Here is an 18,398-nt window from a genome sequence, read left to right as displayed (position 1 = left end):
GATTTGTCATAATTCTGTTATAATACAACAAATTAAATCATTAAGATTCGTTTGATTTCAGACGGCAATAAATTATAATAAGAGCTAAGGCTCTAAAAATGCCTTTCATTCAGCATCAATACATATACAACGACACATTACACCAATGAACATACGGCGCTTTTTCCTACAATTTTTACCGCGTTACGCTGTCGGACGGATGGTGATATACGCCAAACTGATGCGCATCGACAAACCCATCGGCACCCTGCTTTTGCTGTGGCCGACTTATTGGGCATTGTGGATTGCGTCTAAAGGCGTTCCCGACGCGGATATTTTTATTGCCTTTACTGCAGGCACGTTTTTAATGCGCAGCGCAGGTTGCGTCGTGAACGACTTTGCCGACCGCAATTTTGACGGTGCAGTAGAGCGCACCAAAAACCGCCCGTTTGCCAAAGGTTTGGTTTCCAAAACCGAAGCGTTGCTTTTGACCGTCATGCTGTGTCTGATGGCGGCCTTGTGTCTGGTGCCGCTCAACCGCTTTACTTGGCTGATGAGCCTTCCGGCCTTGTTTCTGGCCGTCACATATCCCTTTACCAAACGCTTTTTCCCGTTGCCGCAGTTTTATTTGGGACTGGCATTTTCGTTCGGCATTCCCATGGCCTTTGCCGCCGTGCAAGGCCGAGTGCCTCCCGAAGCGTGGCTGATGTTTACCGCCAATGCCTTATGGACGCTGGCTTACGACACGATTTATGCCATGGCGGACAAAGAAGACGATTTGAAAATCGGCATTAAAACTTCGGCAATCACATTTGGCCATCACGACATTAGCGCAACCATGCTTTGCCATTTTTGGTTTACGGTATTGATGGCGGTGTTGGGTATCAAAATCGGCGCAACTTGGCCGTATTGGCTGGTATTGCCGATAACCGCGTATTGGCAGTGCCAACAATATGCCGCCATCCGTACGCGCGACCGTCAGTTGTGCTTCCAAACATTTTTGGCCAACAACCGCATCGGCTTGGCATGGTTTTGCGGATTGGTCTGCCATTATTTTTGGTTGTTTTTGGTGTCCAAATTGTTTTAAAAAACGAGGCTGGGGCCGTCTGAAAAGAAAGGGAAAAGGAGTATGCCGGACATACTCCTTTTTATTTAAACCGCGATTTAGCCAATGATGGAATTTTTACTTTAAATTAATTATAATCAAATGGTTGGATTATTTTCGGCTCGTTAAAAAATATCAAAAACAACATGGAAAATGTTAGCGGGACGAGTGTAAATTACGCCTTCAGGATTGAGATTTGCACCGACAATCGGTACAATCCCATTGTTTTGCGACATTTAAAAGAGATACATATGAGCCTGATCGGCGAAATTTTACCTTTGTCCCATATCGTTTTGGATTTGGAAGTCAGCAGCAAAAAGCGTCTGTTTGAAGAGGCCGCACAGCTGCTGGAGAATGAAGCAGAATTACCGAATGCCAACGTGTTCGACTGCCTGTTTGCCCGTGAAAAACTCGGTTCGACCGGTTTGGGGCAGGGGGTGGCGATTCCCCACGGCCGTCACGCATGCGTGAAAAAAGCCACCGGTGCGTTTATCCGCACCAAAGAGCCGGTCGCCTTTGATGCGCCCGACGGCAAACCCGTTTCCCTGATTTTTATCCTGCTTGTGCCTGAAAACGCTACCGGCGAACATTTGGAAGTCTTGTCCAAACTGGCCGGCAGATTCTCTCAAAAAGCCGTCCGTGAAGCATTGATGGCCGCGACTTCTGCCGAAGAAGTACGCACACTCCTGACCGAAGAGTAATTCATGCCCAGCATATCCGTCCGCCGCCTGTTTTCCGACAATCAGCACAAACTCGAACTTGCTTGGGCTGCCGGCAATTCCGGCGCGGACAACCGTATCGGTGTCGAAGCCGATAAACCCGTCTTGGCCTTGGTCGGCCACTTAAACTTTATCCATCCCAACCAAATTCAAGTTGTCGGCGTAGCCGAAGCCGAATATTTACGCCGTCTGGAATCGGGCGAACTCAACTATGATTTCGGCGAGCTTTTCGACATTCCCATGTCTTTGGTCATCGTCGCCAACGGTCTGCCGGTTTCGCCCAAATTGCGCGATTATTGCCATACCAACAGTATCCCTTTACTGACATCCAAACAGGAAAGCCCGCACTTGATGGACGTTTTGCGGATTTATCTGCAACGCACATTGGCGACTTCCACCATCAAGCACGGCGTATTTTTGGATGTATTTGAAGTGGGCGTACTCATTACCGGGCAGTCCGGCTTGGGTAAGAGCGAATTGGCATTGGAGCTGATTTCGCGTGGGCACAGCCTGATTGCCGATGATGCGGTCGAACTCTTCCGCACCGGCCCGGAAATGCTGGAAGGCCGTTGCCCGCCTATGCTGCGTGATTTCCTCGAAGTACGCGGTTTGGGCATACTCAATATCCGCCATATTTTTGGCGAAACCTCCATCCGTCCGAAAAAAATCCTCCAGCTGATTATCAATTTGGTTCCGGCCGACGACGGATACATGAAACAACTCGATCGATTGAGCATCCGTACCGAAACAGAATCTATCCTCAACGTCAGCGTCCGTTCCGTTACCCTGCCTGTTGCAATCGGTCGAAACTTAGCAGTATTGGTTGAAGCTGCAGTGCGCAATTACATCCTTCAATTGCGCGGCAAAGACAGCACCAAAGAATTCCTCGAACGCCATCAAACACAACTCAAAGAAAACGAACAAAACCATGAAAATCGTCCTGATTAGCGGCTTATCCGGCTCAGGAAAATCCGTAGCCCTCAAGCAGCTCGAAGATTTGGGCTATTACTGTGTCGATAATCTTCCCTTGGAAATGCTTCCGTCGTTGGTTTCGCTCCACATCGAACGTGCCGATGAAACCAAACTCGGTGTCAGCGTTGACATCCGTTCCGGTATCAATATTCAGGAAGCGCAAGAGCAAATCCAATATTTGCGTCATGAAGGGCATCAAGTCGAAGTCCTCTTTATTGAAGCAGAAGAGGGCGTGTTGGTACGCCGCTTCTCGGAAACCCGCCGCGGCCATCCTTTGTCCGGCCATAATCTGACCTTGTTGGAAAGCCTGCAAAAAGAACGCGAATGGCTCTTTCCGCTCAAAGACATTGCATATTGCATCGATACGTCCAAAATGAATGCGCAGCAGCTGCGTTATGCCGTTCAACAATGGCTCAACATTGAACGCATCGGTTTGCTGGTTATTCTTGAGTCCTTTGGTTTCAAATACGGCGTTCCCAATAATGCCGACTTTATGTTTGACATGCGCAGCCTGCCCAATCCGTATTACGATCCTGAATTGCGCCCCTTTACCGGTATGGACAAACCCATTCAAGATTATTTGGACCAGCAGCCTTTGGTTCAAGAAATGGTTGATGATATTGAGCATTTCTTAAACCGCTGGCTGCCGCGTCTGCAGCAAGAGAGCCGCAGTTATGTGACGATTGCCATCGGTTGTACCGGCGGTCAGCACCGCTCCGTTTATGTTGTGGAAAAACTGGCCGAGCGCCTCAAAGGCCGTTACGAACTCCTTGTCCGCCACCGTCAGGCTCAAAGCTTGGCAGGACGCTAACTTGCCGTTTCAGACGGCCTCAAAGGAAGAAACCATGAAAAAAATCAGTCTGACCGCATTATCCCTGCTTATCTTGACCGCCTGTGCAACAGAGCCTGTAACAGCTTACCGTTGGCACCGCACCGGCGCGAGCGAAGCTGAAGTTTCCCGCCAAATCAATACCTGCAAATCACAAGCTCAAAATGGAACCAAACGTGGCAATACATCCAAAACGTTTGAGCAATGTATGGATGAAGCAGGTTATTACAGCTATGAACATGGCAACCTCTAAATCCTGATTGACCGATTATCCCAATACCGAGGCCGTCTGAAAAACAATGATTGTTCAGACGGCCTCAGATACGAATAGAAAGAATAAAAAGACATGGCTATCCAATGGTTTCCCGGCCACATGAACAAGGCAAAAAAAGCCATTGCCGAACGCATTAAAAGCGTTGATATGGTGATTGAGATGTTGGACGCGCGTATGCCTGCTTCCAGCGAAAACCCTTTGCTTGCCCAGTTGTCCAAAGGCAAGCCCAAACTGAAAATCTTAAACAAACAAGACCTCGCCGATCCTGAGCGCACTAAAGTTTGGCTCGAACACTACAACAGCCGTCAAGATACCCGCGCCATTGCGCTGGATTCTTCCGAAACCGGCGCGCATGGAAAAATTACCCAAGCCTGCCGCGCCATGATTCCGCATCGTCAAGGTATCGAGAAGCCGTTGCGTGTTCTGATTTGCGGTATTCCCAACGTCGGCAAATCCACCTTGATTAACGGCATGATCGGCAAAAAATCTGCCAAAACCGGTAATGAACCCGGTATTACCAAAGCCGAACAGCGCCTTTTCCTTGCCGACGATTTCTGGCTTTACGATACCCCCGGTATGTTGTGGCCAAAAATTATCGTTGAAGAAGGCGGCTATAACCTTGCGGCCGGCGGTGCAGTCGGGCGTAACGCTCTGGACGAAGAAGAAGTGGCGCTTGAGCTTTTGGATTACCTCCGCCGCCATTATCTGGCTTTGTTGCAAGAGCGTTATCAAGCCGACAAAGATCCAAGCAGCCATTGGGACGATACTTCTTGGTTGGAGTGGATTGCCAAAAAACGCGGAGCGGTTTTGAGCGGCGGACGAATCAATTATCAAAAGGCCGCTGAAAATATACTGACCGATTTCCGCGAAGGAAAAATCGGCAGAATCACGCTGGAAACGCCAAACCAATGGGAAGCTTGGCTGAAAAAAGCTAGGCAGAAAGAGGCCGAACTTAAAGCCATACGCGAAGCCAGAAAGGCGGAACGAAAAGGGCAGCAGCCTTCAGCCGATTAATACAAAAGGCCGTCTGAAATCTATTTTCAGACGGCCTTTTGTTGGAATAGACAATTACAGGGCGGTACGGCTGAAGCTGTCCAGAGCTTTATCGGTTTGGATTTGGTTGAACTGCATGGTGGTTTTGTCGCCTTGCTTTTCGTCCAATTCGATTTTACGCACCAGCGTATCGCCGTTGATTTCGATACGGTTGAAAATTTGGCGGGTAATGGCGGTTTTCGGAGTCAGGGTCAACGTCCATTTTTTTTCGTTGCCGTTTAATTTCAAATCAAATTGTTTTTCCAAACCTTGAGTATTGCCGCCCAAAAGGTCGAGGAAAAGTTTGATTTGGCGGCTTTGGCCGTTGAGCTTGCTGGCATTTGGGTTGACCCATTGGCTGCCGTTCCATTGCATGATGCCGTCTGAACGCACGCGCAGGGTGGTTTCAAATGGTTTTTGCATTTTCCAGAGCAGGCCTTTTTGTGGGACAAGGGTAAAGCTGCCGCTGGTGGTCATGGGTTTGCTGAGGGATTTGAGCTGGCGTTGTTGGACAAAATTGCCTTGCACGTTTTGCGGTTTTTGCAGGGTTTGTGCCAATTCGGCAGGGGAAAATGCCCACAAAGCCGGAGCACTGATGAGGAGAGTAAGAGAAAGAATGGTTTTTTTCATTGTGTTTCCATAAGGTTTGAGGCCGTCTGAAAGTTCAGACGGCCTTTTATTACTTTAATTATAAGGCTGACAATGCCTGATTAAAGGTTGCGCTCGGACGCATCGCTTGCGCGGCTTTTTCAGGATTGGCTGCGTAGTAGCCGCCGATGTCGACCGCTTTGCCTTGTACGGCAGAGAGTTCTTCAACGATTTTGGCTTCGTCGGCAGTCAAAGCGGCTGCCAACGGTGCAAATGCGGCTTTCAGTTCGGCATCTTTGTCTTGCGCTGCCAATTCTTGCGCCCAGTAGAGGGTGAGGTAGAAATGGCTGCCGCGGTTGTCGAGTTCGCCTGCTTTGCGTTTGGGCGATTTGTCGTTCAACAGCAGTTTTTCGGTGGCGGCATCCAAAGTGTCGGCGAGGACTTGGGCTTTGGCGTTGCCGGTTTTTTGCGCCAGATGTTCAAACGAGACGGCGAGCGCGAGGAATTCGCCCAAAGAGTCCCAGCGCAAGTGGTTTTCTTCGAGGAACTGTTGGACGTGTTTCGGTGCGGAGCCGCCCGCGCCGGTTTCAAACATACCGCCGCCGTTCATCAATGGAACGATGGACAGCATTTTCGCACTGGTGCCGAGTTCCAAAATCGGGAACAAGTCGGTCAGGTAGTCGCGCAGGACGTTGCCGGTTACGGAAATGGTGTCTTCGCCGTTTTTCAGACGGCCCAAGCTGAATTTAGCGGCTTCTTCAGGCGCGAGGACGCGGATGTCGAGGCCGTCGGTATCTAGTTCGGCAAGGTAGGTTTTAACCTTGGCGAGCAGGCTTTTATCGTGCGGACGGTTTTCATCGAGCCAGAATACGGCTGGTGTATTGCTCAGACGGGCGCGGTTGACGGCGAGTTGTACCCAGTCTTTGACGGGCGCGTCTTTGGTTTGGCACATACGCCAGATGTCGCCGGCTTCAACATTGTGTTGCATCAGGACATTACCTGCTGCATCAATGACTTGAACTTGGCCGTCGGCTTCGATTTCGAAGGTTTTGTTGTGTGAACCGTATTCTTCGGCTGCTTGCGCCATCAGACCGACGTTAGGAACGGTACCCATGGTTGTCGGATCAAACGCACCGTGTTCGCGACAGAAGTCGATGGTTGCTTGGTAAACGCCGGCATAGCTGCTGTCGGGAATGACGGCTTTGGTATCTTGCGCTTTGCCGTCTTTATCCCACATACGGCCGGAGTTGCGGATCATCGCGGGCATGGAAGCATCGACGATGACATCGCTAGGAACGTGCAGGTTGGTGATGCCTTTGTCGGAATCAACCATGGCCAAATCAGGGTTGGCGGCGTAAACGGCGGCGATTTCGGCTTCGACGGCAACGCGGGTGTCCGCATCCAGTTTATCCAGATTGGCAAGCAGGTTGCCGAAGCCGTTGTTGACGTTGACACCTGCGGCAGCCAATTTGTCGCCGAATTTTTCAAATACAGGTGCAAAGAATACTTTGACGGCGTGTCCGAAGATAATCGGGTCGGACACTTTCATCATTGTGGCTTTCATGTGCAGCGAGAACAATACGCCTTTTGCTTTTGCGTCTTTCACTTGTTCGGCAAGGAAGGCGAGCAGGGCTTTTTTGCTCATCACGGTCGCATCGATGATTTCGCCGGCTTTCAGGGCAACAGGCTCGCGCAGCTCTTTTTTGTTGCCTTGTTTGTCGGTGAACACGATGGATACGGAAGTCGCATCGGGTACGGTAACGGATTGTTCGTTATGGAAAAAGTCGCCGCTTTGCATGGTGGCAACGTGGGTTTTGGAATCTTTGGTCCATGCGCCCATGCTGTGCGGATGTTTTTTCGCAAAGTTTTTCACTGCTTTAGGCGCGCGGCGGTCGGAGTTGCCTTCGCGCAGGACAGGGTTGACCGCGCTGCCTTTGATGCGGTCGTAGCGTTCGCGTACGGCTTTTTCTTCATCGGTTTGCGGGTCGGCGGGATAGTCGGGGACGGCAAAGCCTTTAGACTGCAATTCTTTAATCGCGGCAGTCAGTTGCGGTACGGACGCGCTGATGTTCGGCAGTTTGATTACGTTTGCATCGGGTTGTTTCACCAGTTCGCCCAACTCGGCAAGCGCATCGGGTACGCGTTGCGCTTCGGTCAGGTATTCGGGGAACGCCGCCAAAATACGGCCGGAGAGAGAAATGTCGCTGGTTTTGACATCAATGTCGGCGTGGCGGGTAAACGCCTGCACAATCGGCAACAGGGATTGAGTGGCCAATGCAGGAGCTTCGTCGGTGTAGGTATAGATAATGGTGGATTTAGTCATGGGTTCATTCTCTATGTAGGTTAAGTTTTTCTTTTCGGGCACATCGCGAGATGAAATGTGCTAAGCCTATTATGGCATATTTCGGCGGATTTGGTTGTTGTTTTGATGTTATTGTTTTTTAAGTTGCGGAAAAGAAAAAGGCCGTCTGAAAAGACAGCCTAAATATAAGGACTTATCCGATAATCAAAACGGCATTGCTGCCGCCGAAGGCAAAAGACGAGCTGGCGGCAATGCGTTTTTCAGACGGCCAGCGGCTGTTGCCGTCGGTCAAAGCGATGTTGGGCAGCTCGGAATCGGGTACATTGTCCCATTGTTGGGGCGGCAGTTTGCCTTCCGGATTGTATTGGCGGTTGACCATCAACCAGGCAAACGCGGCTTCGATTGCACCGGCTGCACCCAAAGTATGACCGGTGGACGGCTTGGTTGAGGTGCAAAGGGTGTGGCTGCCAAATACTTCGGCAACGGCCCGGCTTTCCATGCTGTCGTTGTGCTGCGTGCCGGTGCCGTGTAGATTGATCCAGCCGATGTCTTCCGCTTTCAAACCGGCTTTATCCAAAGCAGCCTGAAAGGATTGGGCTGCACCCAAACCGTCTGGGCGGGGCGAAGACATATGGTAGGCATCGCTGCTTGCACCGTAGCCCAGCAACTGCATTTCGCCGTCAAAATCGGCATCGCGCGTCATCACGAAAAATGCGGCCGCTTCGCCGATATTGATACCGTTGCGGTTGGCGGAAAAAGGCTTGGCAATGCCGTCTGAAAGCACTTCCAAAGAGGCAAAACCATTGATCGTCAGCGGAGAAAGCGTATCTGCGCCGCCGCAAATCACGGCATCACACAATCCGGCACGAAGCAGCCGGGCTGCGCTGATGAGGGCGCGTGCGCCGGAAGTGCAGGCGGTGGAAACGGTATAGCGCAAGCCGTCCAGACCGTAAACTTGGGCGATAAATTCGGAGGGCGAAGCCATGGTGTGTTGCAGCTGTTTGAACGGAACATTCGTCCATGCACCGCCTTGGACAACGTGTTGGAACAAAGGGATATTTTCGTCTGCGCCACTGGTGGACGTACCGGTAACGACAGCGACCCTTTCTTTGCCGTAACGGGCAATGGCCGTCTGAATCAGTCCGTCTATTTGCGAAAGCGCGTGCAGGATAAGCTGGTTGTTGCGGCTGCGGTGTGCTTCGGGGATGTTGTCGGGCAGGGGCATCAGGGTTTCTTTGACGGCACCGAAAGCATGCGTTTTGCCTTTTACCCATTGGTCTGAAAAAGTCAGGGGCGTGTTTTCAGACGGCGTGAGTAAGGCTTCGGCATGAACTTGCAAGCCGCTGCCCAATGCGCTGGTCAGTGCCGGACGGCTGAGATAAACAGGAGTATTCATGAATTAGTCTTCTGCAATCGGGCTGACCGTCCAGAAAGTTTGGTCGGGGAAGCCGATGAGGAATTGTTCGGAATGGTGGGCGACACACCACAAATCACGCTCGCGGTAGCTGAATACCGCGCCTTTGCCGTCAGGGCAGAAGCCTTGATGGGTGGCGTTTTGTTGGCGGGCTTCAGGGTAAAGCGTGGCGGCGTGTTCAGCAGCCAAAAGCGGCAACAGGGCGGCAAACAGTCGGCGCGAAGCGGCATTGGGCATCACAAAGCCGTCATTTTTCCAGCCTTTGGTGCTGACCGATTGACGCGATACCGGCGCGCCCAGTGCATCGGTTTGGACAAAGCGGATGCCGTCTGAATGAGGTTCGACTGCCAAGAGATTGGTTTGAACGGTTTGCCCCGCCGCATTGGTTTGCTCGAGTTTGAACCATTGGCCTTCTTTGGAAAGCGGTGGCAGCGTTTGCGGATGAGGGAGCGAGGTTGCGCATGCGGAAAGTAGCAGTGCAGCAAGCAAAGGGATAAATCGCATAAGGTTTTATCTATCGGTCAAAATATTTAATGATGAGGGTAGATTTTCAGACGGCCTGTTCTGTTTTTAGGCGCGGCCGTCTGAAAGGCATTCTTCCTTATTCTACCTTCAAATCACCCACCAATGCGGCAAGTGTGGACAAGCGTTGCTCGGATTTTTCCACGAATGGATTGTTCGTGTCCCAAGCGTAGCCTGCCAAAATAGACGAAATCATGCGGCTGATTTCAGGGCTGCGGTTGGGCGCATAGATGGCGTTTTGAAAGCGGAAATCGTACCAACCGTTTACATAAGTGCGGAACGCGTTCACGCCGATCATCAATTGGTCGGCAAATTCAGTTTGCCAATCGACGGCTTCGCCTTTGAGTTGTTTGGCCAACAAGTCGGCAGCCAGTTTGGCAGAGTGCAGGGCAATGGTTACGCCGGAGGAGAAGACGGGGTCGAGGAATTCGGCGGCGTTGCCCAAAAGGGCGAAATGTTTGCCGTATAAGGTTTTCACGTTGGCGGAGTAGCCTTGGATAGAGCGGAACGGGAAGTCGTTTTCCCAAACGGCTTTATCTAAAATTTCCGCCAGCATCGGGCATTCGTACACAAATTTTTTCAACACGGCTTCTGATTCGCCGGCCAGTTTGTCGGGCGTGCCGACAACGCCGATGGAGCAGCGGTTGTCGCCGAAAGGAATCAGCCAAATCCAGACATCGCGATGTTCAGGATGCGTGTTGATCAGGATTTTGTTGCGGTCGAATTTCGGGCTGGTGATGTTGTCGTCGATATGCGTGAAGTGGGCTTGGCGAGGAGGAAGCTCGGACGGGCTTTCCAAGTCCAAAAGGCGGGGCAGGACGCGGCCGTAACCGCTGGCATCCAAAATGAATTTGGCGGTCAATTCATAGTTTTCGCCTGTATCGGTCGCAACGCTCAAGCGTGCCACATCGCCGCTGTTGTCAAACGCGGTTACGCCGTGTTCGAAGCGGACATCGACGCCTTGTTTTGCCGCTTCATCAATCAGGATTTTGTCGAAGATGCCGCGGCGCACTTGATAAATGGTGCCGGGGCCGTCTGAAAATTTTTCAGTAAAGTTGAAATCTGTGTAACGGCTGCCCCATGAAAACGCAGCACCGTCTTTAAATTGAAAGCTGGGCTCGGCATGCACGGCATCGGCAAAACCGGCTTCTTCCAACATTTCCATGCAATGCGGCAGCAGGCTTTCGCCGATGACAAAGCGCGGGAAATGTTGTTTTTCCAATACGCAAACTTTAAAGCCTTGTTTGTTCAGCAAAGCAGAAGCAACCGAACCCGAAGGGCCTGCGCCGATAACGGCAACGTCAAATTCTACGGACATTTTAAAATACCTTTGATTTTAATGATAAATAATGTTTAATCCGTCGCCTGAGTTTTTCAGACGGCCTTTTGTAGCTTGGCGATAGAAGTTGAAACAAAATATCGCCTTAATTTCAATCGTCTTTATTTTTTTGTCTAATTTTTCAACAATGTGCCTGCCAGCCAAATATTGAATGCCACACCGATGGTAACCGTCATGCCGAACGCGGCAACGGCGGGCGTGCTGCTGATGGCGAGCAGGGCAAAGGAAATGGCAGTCGTCGCGGCGGCAAGCAGCATGCCGCCTAATTTTGCCGGCGCGCTGTGGTGTGCGGTGGCGGCATAGACGGCATAGTCCACGCCGATGGCGGATACTAAAAGCAGGCCGAACATGGCAAACAGGCTGACGGGAATGCCGGCCAAACCGAGTACGGCAACGGTGCAGATGGCCGCGGCCAGCGGCACGGCAAGGATTTTGCTGCCGCGTTTGAAACCGAACATTTTCCATAAAAGCAGCCATGCCAAGGCATAGGAAGCCAGTTTCAACCATGCGGCCTGATTGCGCGTGTGGTGGAAAAGCTCGTTTAAGTGGGCACGTTTGTCTGCCCAATGTATGCCGGAGACGTGTTGCACTGCGGCGCGTACGGCGGCTTCATCGGCCATGCCGTTCAAACGCACGACGGCAGCAAAACGGCCTGGTTCCACTTCGCCCAAATACAAGGAACGCCAAGCTTCTGCCAAATCGGTATTCAGGCCGTCTGAAAGCGACAATGGTTGCATATCGGCGGCTTGCAGCAGGGCATCGCGCACGGTTTTGCGCGGAATACCGATTTCGGTAAGCGGTTTCCAGCTATCAGGCAACTTGGTCAATTCGCGCAGGCGGTTTTGCAGTTTTTGCTGTTCCGTTGTCGGCAGGATGAATTGGTCGGGCGATTGGATGCCGGAAAGTTTGCCTTGCGCGATTAAGGGCTGCAGGGCGTGGCCGAGTTCGGCGGTTTTCTTCAACAGGGCATCTTCGCTTTGTGCTTCGGCCACCAAATATTTGCCGCCAAAATCTGTGCCGCTCAACCGGCCGATTTGTTGTACTTCTGTCAACATCGCGGTCGGCATATTGACCCATTGACGGATGTCGTCACGCCAGTCGCTGCGCCACAGTCCGACTGCCAGCAAAATTCCGCCCACGATTAACCAGCCGCGTTTGTGCAGGCGGTTTTTCAGACGGCCTGACAAGGAATAGAGCTTTTCGGTTAATGCGGCAAAAGGCACGGTTTTGGCACGGTAGCGGCGAAACAGCGGCGGCAGCCATAAAACGGTGGCACCAAACGCGCCAAATAAGGCAAAGCCTGAAAATACGGCGGTTTGGCGCAGTACAGGCAAAGGGGTGAACCACAGCAGCGCGTAGCCCAAGACGGTAATCGTCAGGCTGACGACAAAGCTCGGCAAGACATGTTTTATTGCCGATTCAGCCTGCCAAACGGTCTTTTCAGACGGCCCGAATACCGACGGCGCAAGCCAGTGCAACGGGAAATCCACCAACATACCCACCAAGCTGGTGCCGATGACGATGGTCAGGATATGCACTTCGCCGAAGGTTAATAATGCAACTGCCAATCCGGTCAACATACCGGCTGCCAGCGGCAAGGACAGCAAAAATACGCGGCCGCTGCGGAAGACCCACAACAGCAGAGCAAAGGTCAGCCCCAATCCGACCATGCTCATCAGCCGGCTTTCTTTTTCTGCAGCTGCTTTGGATACGGCGGCGAACAATGCGCCACCTGCGCTTAAGGTTTCTGCGCCGTTTTCCGAAGCGATTTGACGGCTTTGCGCCATCAGCGGCAAGAGGGCATCGTTGCCGGAAAATTGATCGCCGCCGGCGAGCCGTCCGCGTAAAAATACCCAAGTTTTGCCTTGGTCTTCGGCAAACAGCATGCCGTTGTCCATGTCCCACTGCAAACGGCTTTGCGGATTGGCTTTGTCGGCAACAAAGCGTCCGAAGCCCAGCCAGTCTTGTTCTAAAGACAAAGGGGAGGGGGCGGCAAACGGATTGGCCGCGGCTTCTGCGCGCGCTTGAAAATAGGCTTGCGGCTGCTCAAACAGCAGGCGGATTTCGTCTTGCGGCAAAACGGCCAAGCCCAGTTTCTGCATATCCGCCCGCACCTTGTCCAAATTCGGCGTCATGCTGCTGTCGACTTGTTCAAATACGCCGCTCTTGCGCCATGCATCGGCAATTTGAGAGGCCGTTTGAAAAGCGGTTTCGGCATCGGTACTGCCGGCAAGCAAAATGATTTGCGAATTGAGCTGCGCTTCTGCGGCTTTATCCGCAGCCGTCAGTAAGGCATCGGGTTGCTGCTCGCTCGGCAACAACGCGGTCAAATCGGTTTGGATGCGTGCTTGTGAAGCAAAGGCATAAACCAAAAACAGGGTGAGAAACAGGATAAGGGCAGTATAGAGGCGGTTTAGGAGGCGAAGATTCATCGTTCAGACGGCCTTTTGCAAATGCTGCTGTTGGTGTGTGGAATCAGTAAAAGTACAGTAAATTAAATCAGATTATTATTATTTTGTCAGTTATTAGATGGTTTGCCGGTCGGTTAAATCATTGGGCTTGAGTGAACCGAAAAACTGCCATTGCAGAGCGACGGCTTTTCCCTGCCAAACGCAGGCAAGTGCCATCGTATCCGCCAAAATCGCGCTTGTGCCACGCCAATCGGTTTGCTTTCCGGCGCGTAAACCGACGGGTTGTCCTGAATCGAAAACATAGCCGACCGATTTCATGTCTGACGGGAAATCCAAATTCGCCGCTTTAATCAGGGCTTCTTTGAAACACCACAATCGGTAAAACGTTTCAGACGGCCAGTTTGCCGTTTCCAAAAAGTCTTGCTCTTCCTGCGTGCAGACCAAAGCCGACAGCGCTTTGAAATCGCGCGGGCGGATAAATTCGATATCGATACCGGCTGTTAAGGGATGAGGCGCACACAATAAAGCGGCAAAGCCTTGGCTGTGGCTCAGTGATACAGTCGGTAAATCGGTTTGCTGTTTTAATGCTCGGCTGACTTGCCAGTCCTGACGCTGCGCCAGTTGCGGCGTGGCAGCCAAACGTTGGGAATCGGCTGCGTTTAGAGAGGCATGGTCGTAGCAGGCGGCAAAAGACGGATCGGCCAGCAGGCAGTGAAGGGTTGTCGTATCCATAAAATAGAAAAATGCCAAACTTCATCTTGAAGTCCGGCATTTTTGACATTGCTTAGTGGAAGCTGCCTTTCAAAACCACACGGCTGTTGAATGTAGCGATGTGGCATTCGTACTCGTTACCGCCTTTGGTTACTTTGTCAAAGTAGCTAACCAGATGAACGGATTTGGCTTTTTTGCGATGTGCAGTGCTTTGGAAGCGTTTAACTGCGCTTAAGAATGCGCGTTGGCAGGTTTCATCAGGGGTTTTGCCGACTGAGTTGGAGATTTGACGGGAAGTCAAAGTCGCGCCGGATGTGCTGCCGTAGTGAACGCGGATGCTGGGATCCAAAGCGGATTTCGCTTCGGCAGAGTTCAAAGCTACATCGACTTTACACATATAAATATCGTTTTGACCTTTGCCATTGACTTTATGGCCTTCACCCATGCTGCGGCAGGCAGAACCGGCGGCAGTTGTTTTTTGAGTAGAAGTTTGAGAGGAGGAAGCAGATGGTTGAGAATTGCCGGATTGTGAGCAAGCGGCAAGCATCAGGGCGGATACGGCAACCAAAGCAGAAAAACGTAACATACGGACTCCTTTATAATTAAGGGGTGTGAAAAAAGGTTTACAGAAAACAAAATCATTTTAACATATATGAAAGCCGTATAAAAATAGGATGATGCAAAAAATATTATATTTTTATTTAAATGATTTCATGGTGTTAAGAAAGTTTGAGGTGCTAATGCTTGACGAAGGAGGGCAGAGGGCGTATATTGCGGTCTTCCTTAGGAGTAATGGCTGAGAGGCTGAAGGCACTTCCCTGCTAAGGAAGCATGTGGGGTCAACCTGCATCGAGGGTTCGAATCCCTCTTACTCCGCCAAATATGAAAGACACCGTTTATACGGTGTCTTTTTTATTATCCGGGATTGCTTGGAATCTGAGGCCGTCTGAAAGTGTGAAATGAACGATTTGATTATCCTAAACAAGCCTTATGGCGTGATTTGCCAGTTTTCCGCACATGAAAAACATCCGTGCCTTAAGGATTTTGTCGAGAAACCGGGATTTTATCCGGCCGGACGTTTGGATACAGACAGTGAGGGTTTGCTGCTGTTGACCAATAATGGCCGTTTGCAGGCGCAGATTGCCGACCCGAAATTCAAGCAGGTCAAAACTTATTGGGCGCAGGTGGAGGGTTCTCCTGATGAAGCCAAATTGGATTTGTTGCGCCGTGGCGTAGATTTGGGCGATTTTGTGACCCGTCCGGCCGAGGTCAGGGTATTGGAAGAGGGCGAAGCGGATGTTTTATGGCCGCGCGTGCCGCCGATTCGCGTGCGCAAATCCGTACCTGATTTTTGGGTGGAAATTAAAATTTCGGAAGGGAAAAACCGCCAAGTGCGAAGGATGACGGCGAAAGCAGGCTTTCCGTGTTTACGTTTGGTCCGCGTGGCAATAGGCCGTCTGAATCTGTTTGATTTGAATTTGGAATTGGGACAATGGCGGTTTGCGCCGCATCGTCCTTAAATAGGATGAATAAAGGCCGTCTGAACTATTCAGACGACCTTTTGTTATGGAAAAATCAATGATGTGAATGACCGATTTGGAAGGTCAAAGTGGTGTAGTTCGCCTGCTTTTGGCACACGCTTTGATCGGGGAAATCGGCTTTGTATTCTACGCTGGCTTTCCAGAAACCTTGGCGCAATGGAATGATGCTGACTTCGCCTTTGTCATCGGTAGTATCGGAAAAGGCTTGGGCTTCGGTTTTATGGGTTTTGCTGCGGTCGCTGGTATCGAAGCCGTCAAATGTGGCGGTAACGGTGGCGTTCGGCAGCGGCTCGCCATTGAAGAGGACGCGGACTTTGAAGCGTTCGCCGACGTGGACGTTGGCAGGGTTGTCCAAAGGTACGATTTCCAAATGTTGGCCGACTTGCTTGGTGATGATGGCCGTATCTGCGCTTTCGTGGCCGACATTGACGATGTTTTTGCCGAACATACGGGTTTGTTCGCAATAGCTTGCATCAGGCATTTCTTTGATGCTTGCCTGCTTCCAGCCCGCGCTGTTTTTAGACCAGAAAGTCGGTTGGTATTCGGCGGTTACCAAGTAGCTGCCGTCTTTGACCGGCAGTTTGCTGCGGTATTGGTAATTGTATGTGCCTTTTTGAATCATGTTTTCTTTGCCTTTTTCAGTCACCAGTTGCATGGGTTTGCTGAAAATGTGCAGGCGGTCTTTGGCGATGGGTTCAAGTTCCGGGAATTCGCCATAGCCCAATTCGGCTTCAAGGTATTCGCCGCCATGTGTGTGGGCGGTTTCAACCCAAACGCGATGGGCGTGTGCGGCAGTACTGAACAGGAAGGCGGATGCGATAAGCAAAGCGGTTTTTTTCATGATTTCTCTCCGATTTTCGATGTGTAGAAAAGATAGAATAAAGTCGTTCGTTATAATATAACAAAATTATTTAAATTTAAAGAGAGGCCGTCTGAAAACTTTCAGACGGCCTTTTAGCTGATTGTTTTTTGAATCAGATTATCGAAACGGTTTAGTCCCCGTCACGACAGACGTCAATCGCTTCCTGCAAACTGCTGACGCCGTAGATTTTCAGGTTTGGAAACTCTTTGGCATTGCGCGGCATATTGGCTTTGGGGACAATGGCGCGTTTGAAGCCGAGTTTTTCCGCTTCTTTGAGCCGCTCTTGTCCGCGTGCGACAGGGCGGACTTCGCCGCTTAAGCCGATTTCGCCGAAAACCACGGTTTTTTCGGGCATGGGGCGGTTGCGGAAGCTGGAGAGCATGGCGAGGATGACGGCGAGGTCGGCGGCGGGTTCGCCGATTTTGACGCCGCCGACGGCGTTGAGGAACACATCTTGGTCGAAGCAGGCGATGCCGCCGTGACGGTTGAGGACGGCGAGCAGCATGGCGAGGCGGTTTTGTTCGAGGCCGACGGTGAGGCGTTTGGGGGTGAAGCCGTGTGCGTCATCGACCAATGCCTGAATTTCGACCAAAAGCGGGCGGCTGCCTTCCTGTGTGACTAAAACGCACGAACCTGGGGTGTCGTCGCGGTAGCTGGCGAGGAAGATGGCGGACGGGTTGGACACGCCTTTCAAACCGTTTTCGGTCATGGCGAATACGCCCAGTTCGTTTGCCGCGCCGAAGCGGTTTTTGATGGCGCGTATCATGCGGTAGTTGGAATGTTGGTCGCCCTCGAAATACAGCACGGTATCGACCATGTGTTCCAGCACGCGCGGGCCGGCAATCGCGCCGTCTTTGGTAACGTGTCCGACCAGTATCATGGCGATGTCCATCTGTTTCGCCATACGCGTCAGTTGGGCGGCACATTCGCGCACCTGCGACACGGAGCCGGGGGCGGAAGTGATTTGGTCGGAATACATGGTTTGAATGGAGTCGATGACCACGACTTCGGGCTGATGCTGTTTCAAGGCCGTCTGAATCGCTTCCATGCGGATTTCGGCAAGCAGGTTCACGCCTTCTGTGGGCAGTTCCAAACGCTGCGCGCGCAGGGCGACTTGTTGGGCGGATTCTTCGCCGGAAACGTACAGCACTTTGCGGCTTTGCGCCATTTTGGCGATGGTTTGCAACAGCAGTGTGGATTTGCCGATGCCGGGGTCGCCGCCGAGCAGGATAACCGCGCCATCGACCAAACCACCGCCCAATACGCGGTCAAGTTCTCCCATGCCGGTCGGATTGCGCGGCACTTCGGTAGCGGTAACGGCGGAGAGGGATTGGACGGTCGAAGTGTCCGCCGCCCAAGATTGGAAACGGGCGTTTTTCGGTTCGGGCGAAGCCAGGCTTTCCTGAAGCGTGTTCCACTCGCCGCAATGCGGGCATTTGCCTTGCCATTTCGGGGACGTACCGCCGCATTCAGAACATTGGTAGATGGTTTTTGGGGCTTTTGCCATAGTGTTTTCCCTGTGGAATATTTGATGTGTGAAAAGGTCGTCTGAAAACAATCATATCGTTTTCAGACGGCCTTGGGATTATGAATACTTTATTTATAATTTCAAGTATTCATCACTTGTTTAATGCAGCGGCATTTGCTGTTTTTTTGCGGCATAATAGGAAAAATTTACATGGAAGTTTTAGAAAAATGATTTTATTTCAAAATAACGATGGTAAGCTTGCCTTGCCTTGCCTTGCCTTGCCTTGCCTTGCCTAGTTCTCTATTAAAATCCCTTCAAGGTTTTTTATCA

The 18,398-nt window shown here is 51.4% G+C and carries 18 protein-coding genes and 1 tRNA gene; 9 read left to right on the top strand and 10 right to left on the bottom strand.

What is annotated here, in order from left to right; translation table 11 throughout:
- Positions 1-145 precede the first annotated feature (145 nt).
- The 6 genes from ubiA (at position 146) to ylqF (ending at position 4,892) form a co-directional block, all read left to right on the top strand.
- Positions 146-1,066 carry a 4-hydroxybenzoate octaprenyltransferase gene (ubiA, locus tag HMPREF2711_RS02555; RefSeq protein ID WP_003747377.1) on the top strand — a complete coding sequence of 307 codons (921 nt, stop codon included), beginning with the start codon at positions 146-148 and terminating at the stop codon, positions 1,064-1,066.
- 269 nt (positions 1,067-1,335) lie between these two features.
- Complete coding sequence (ptsN, locus tag HMPREF2711_RS02550; protein WP_003747374.1) at positions 1,336-1,785, top strand: PTS IIA-like nitrogen regulatory protein PtsN; 450 nt, start codon at positions 1,336-1,338, stop codon at positions 1,783-1,785.
- A 3-nt stretch (positions 1,786-1,788) separates the two neighbouring features.
- Complete coding sequence (gene hprK, locus HMPREF2711_RS02545; protein WP_003747372.1) at positions 1,789-2,751, top strand: HPr(Ser) kinase/phosphatase; 963 nt, start codon at positions 1,789-1,791, stop codon at positions 2,749-2,751.
- Positions 2,732-3,586 carry an RNase adapter RapZ gene (rapZ, locus tag HMPREF2711_RS02540; RefSeq protein ID WP_003747370.1) on the top strand — a complete coding sequence of 285 codons (855 nt, stop codon included), beginning with the start codon at positions 2,732-2,734 and terminating at the stop codon, positions 3,584-3,586. The genes hprK and rapZ overlap by 20 nt, the downstream gene beginning before the upstream one ends.
- A gap of 34 nt (positions 3,587-3,620) precedes the next feature.
- The gene (locus HMPREF2711_RS02535) at positions 3,621-3,857 is read left to right on the top strand and encodes a protocatechuate 3,4-dioxygenase (RefSeq protein WP_036493731.1); all 237 of its coding nucleotides are present in this window, start codon (positions 3,621-3,623) and stop codon (positions 3,855-3,857) included.
- A gap of 93 nt (positions 3,858-3,950) precedes the next feature.
- A complete protein-coding gene (gene ylqF, locus HMPREF2711_RS02530; protein ID WP_003747365.1) occupies positions 3,951-4,892 on the top strand; it encodes a ribosome biogenesis GTPase YlqF in 942 nt (313 codons plus the stop codon).
- 54 nt (positions 4,893-4,946) lie between these two features.
- On the opposite strand, the gene HMPREF2711_RS02525 is transcribed toward ylqF, so the two are convergent.
- The 8 genes from HMPREF2711_RS02525 to HMPREF2711_RS02490 all read right to left on the bottom strand — a co-directional run bounded on the left by HMPREF2711_RS02525 (position 4,947) and on the right by HMPREF2711_RS02490 (position 14,783).
- A complete protein-coding gene (locus HMPREF2711_RS02525; RefSeq protein ID WP_003747363.1) occupies positions 4,947-5,540 on the bottom strand; it encodes a LolA family protein in 594 nt (197 codons plus the stop codon).
- 58 nt (positions 5,541-5,598) lie between these two features.
- Positions 5,599-7,821, bottom strand: coding sequence for an NADP-dependent isocitrate dehydrogenase (locus HMPREF2711_RS02520; RefSeq protein WP_070615378.1), 2,223 nt, complete (start codon positions 7,819-7,821; stop codon positions 5,599-5,601).
- Between the two features lie 172 nt (positions 7,822-7,993).
- Positions 7,994-9,196, bottom strand: a complete 1,203-nt coding sequence (locus HMPREF2711_RS02515; protein ID WP_003747360.1) for a beta-ketoacyl-ACP synthase — start codon at positions 9,194-9,196, stop codon at positions 7,994-7,996.
- Between the two features lie 3 nt (positions 9,197-9,199).
- On the bottom strand, positions 9,200-9,718 hold the full coding sequence (locus HMPREF2711_RS02510) for a hypothetical protein (RefSeq protein ID WP_003747357.1): 519 nt from the start codon (positions 9,716-9,718) through the stop codon (positions 9,200-9,202).
- 97 nt (positions 9,719-9,815) lie between these two features.
- The gene (locus tag HMPREF2711_RS02505) at positions 9,816-11,054 is read right to left on the bottom strand and encodes an NAD(P)/FAD-dependent oxidoreductase (RefSeq protein WP_070615375.1); all 1,239 of its coding nucleotides are present in this window, start codon (positions 11,052-11,054) and stop codon (positions 9,816-9,818) included.
- 134 nt (positions 11,055-11,188) lie between these two features.
- A complete protein-coding gene (locus HMPREF2711_RS02500; RefSeq protein WP_003747353.1) occupies positions 11,189-13,507 on the bottom strand; it encodes an MMPL family transporter in 2,319 nt (772 codons plus the stop codon).
- A 93-nt stretch (positions 13,508-13,600) separates the two neighbouring features.
- The gene (locus HMPREF2711_RS02495) at positions 13,601-14,218 is read right to left on the bottom strand and encodes a 4'-phosphopantetheinyl transferase family protein (RefSeq protein ID WP_003747351.1); all 618 of its coding nucleotides are present in this window, start codon (positions 14,216-14,218) and stop codon (positions 13,601-13,603) included.
- A gap of 52 nt (positions 14,219-14,270) precedes the next feature.
- The gene (locus HMPREF2711_RS02490) at positions 14,271-14,783 is read right to left on the bottom strand and encodes a hypothetical protein (protein ID WP_003747350.1); all 513 of its coding nucleotides are present in this window, start codon (positions 14,781-14,783) and stop codon (positions 14,271-14,273) included.
- Positions 14,784-14,983: 200 nt separating this feature from the next.
- Here HMPREF2711_RS02490 and HMPREF2711_RS02485 point away from each other — a divergent pair.
- Both HMPREF2711_RS02485 and HMPREF2711_RS02480 read left to right on the top strand, forming a co-directional pair.
- Positions 14,984-15,076: transfer RNA gene (locus tag HMPREF2711_RS02485), tRNA-Ser, on the top strand.
- An 80-nt stretch (positions 15,077-15,156) separates the two neighbouring features.
- Positions 15,157-15,717 (top strand): pseudouridine synthase, encoded by a 561-nt coding sequence (locus tag HMPREF2711_RS02480; protein WP_003747348.1) that lies wholly within the window; start codon positions 15,157-15,159, stop codon positions 15,715-15,717.
- Positions 15,718-15,772: 55 nt separating this feature from the next.
- Here the strand turns inward: HMPREF2711_RS02480 and HMPREF2711_RS02475 are convergent, their stop codons facing one another.
- Positions 15,773-16,579, bottom strand: a complete 807-nt coding sequence (locus tag HMPREF2711_RS02475) for a DUF4198 domain-containing protein (RefSeq protein WP_003747346.1) — start codon at positions 16,577-16,579, stop codon at positions 15,773-15,775.
- Positions 16,580-16,730: 151 nt separating this feature from the next.
- Positions 16,731-18,107, bottom strand: a complete 1,377-nt coding sequence (gene radA, locus HMPREF2711_RS02470; protein WP_070615372.1) for a DNA repair protein RadA — start codon at positions 18,105-18,107, stop codon at positions 16,731-16,733.
- Positions 18,108-18,187: 80 nt separating this feature from the next.
- Between radA and HMPREF2711_RS11085 the strand changes: the two genes are divergently transcribed.
- A complete protein-coding gene (locus HMPREF2711_RS11085; RefSeq protein ID WP_168162752.1) occupies positions 18,188-18,364 on the top strand; it encodes a hypothetical protein in 177 nt (58 codons plus the stop codon).
- The last annotated feature ends 34 nt before the right edge of the window (positions 18,365-18,398 follow it).

The sequence above is a fragment of the Neisseria sp. HMSC070A01 genome, from assembly GCF_001810165.1.
Taxonomy (GTDB): domain Bacteria; phylum Pseudomonadota; class Gammaproteobacteria; order Burkholderiales; family Neisseriaceae; genus Neisseria.
Note: the sequence above shows the minus strand (reverse complement) of the source record. Positions and strands in the feature narration are given on the sequence as shown.

Excerpts from the sequence above, each read along its gene's own strand:
- HMPREF2711_RS02520 (WP_070615378.1), bottom strand. The coding sequence starts at position 7,821 with ATGACTAAATCCACCATTATCTATACCTACACCGACGAAGCTCCTGCA.
- HMPREF2711_RS02480 (WP_003747348.1), top strand. The coding sequence starts at position 15,157 with ATGAACGATTTGATTATCCTAAACAAGCCTTATGGCGTGATTTGCCAG.
- HMPREF2711_RS02510 (WP_003747357.1), bottom strand. The coding sequence starts at position 9,718 with ATGCGATTTATCCCTTTGCTTGCTGCACTGCTACTTTCCGCATGCGCA.
- HMPREF2711_RS02525 (WP_003747363.1), bottom strand. The coding sequence starts at position 5,540 with ATGAAAAAAACCATTCTTTCTCTTACTCTCCTCATCAGTGCTCCGGCT.
- HMPREF2711_RS02535 (WP_036493731.1), top strand. The coding sequence starts at position 3,621 with ATGAAAAAAATCAGTCTGACCGCATTATCCCTGCTTATCTTGACCGCC.
- ptsN (WP_003747374.1), top strand. The coding sequence starts at position 1,336 with ATGAGCCTGATCGGCGAAATTTTACCTTTGTCCCATATCGTTTTGGAT.
- HMPREF2711_RS02495 (WP_003747351.1), bottom strand. The coding sequence starts at position 14,218 with ATGGATACGACAACCCTTCACTGCCTGCTGGCCGATCCGTCTTTTGCC.
- hprK (WP_003747372.1), top strand. The coding sequence starts at position 1,789 with ATGCCCAGCATATCCGTCCGCCGCCTGTTTTCCGACAATCAGCACAAA.
- HMPREF2711_RS11085 (WP_168162752.1), top strand. The coding sequence starts at position 18,188 with ATGAATACTTTATTTATAATTTCAAGTATTCATCACTTGTTTAATGCA.
- HMPREF2711_RS02515 (WP_003747360.1), bottom strand. The coding sequence starts at position 9,196 with ATGAATACTCCTGTTTATCTCAGCCGTCCGGCACTGACCAGCGCATTG.
- ylqF (WP_003747365.1), top strand. The coding sequence starts at position 3,951 with ATGGCTATCCAATGGTTTCCCGGCCACATGAACAAGGCAAAAAAAGCC.
- ubiA (WP_003747377.1), top strand. The coding sequence starts at position 146 with ATGAACATACGGCGCTTTTTCCTACAATTTTTACCGCGTTACGCTGTC.
- HMPREF2711_RS02505 (WP_070615375.1), bottom strand. The coding sequence starts at position 11,054 with ATGTCCGTAGAATTTGACGTTGCCGTTATCGGCGCAGGCCCTTCGGGT.
- HMPREF2711_RS02500 (WP_003747353.1), bottom strand. The coding sequence starts at position 13,507 with ATGAATCTTCGCCTCCTAAACCGCCTCTATACTGCCCTTATCCTGTTT.
- HMPREF2711_RS02490 (WP_003747350.1), bottom strand. The coding sequence starts at position 14,783 with ATGTTACGTTTTTCTGCTTTGGTTGCCGTATCCGCCCTGATGCTTGCC.
- HMPREF2711_RS02475 (WP_003747346.1), bottom strand. The coding sequence starts at position 16,579 with ATGAAAAAAACCGCTTTGCTTATCGCATCCGCCTTCCTGTTCAGTACT.
- radA (WP_070615372.1), bottom strand. The coding sequence starts at position 18,107 with ATGGCAAAAGCCCCAAAAACCATCTACCAATGTTCTGAATGCGGCGGT.
- rapZ (WP_003747370.1), top strand. The coding sequence starts at position 2,732 with ATGAAAATCGTCCTGATTAGCGGCTTATCCGGCTCAGGAAAATCCGTA.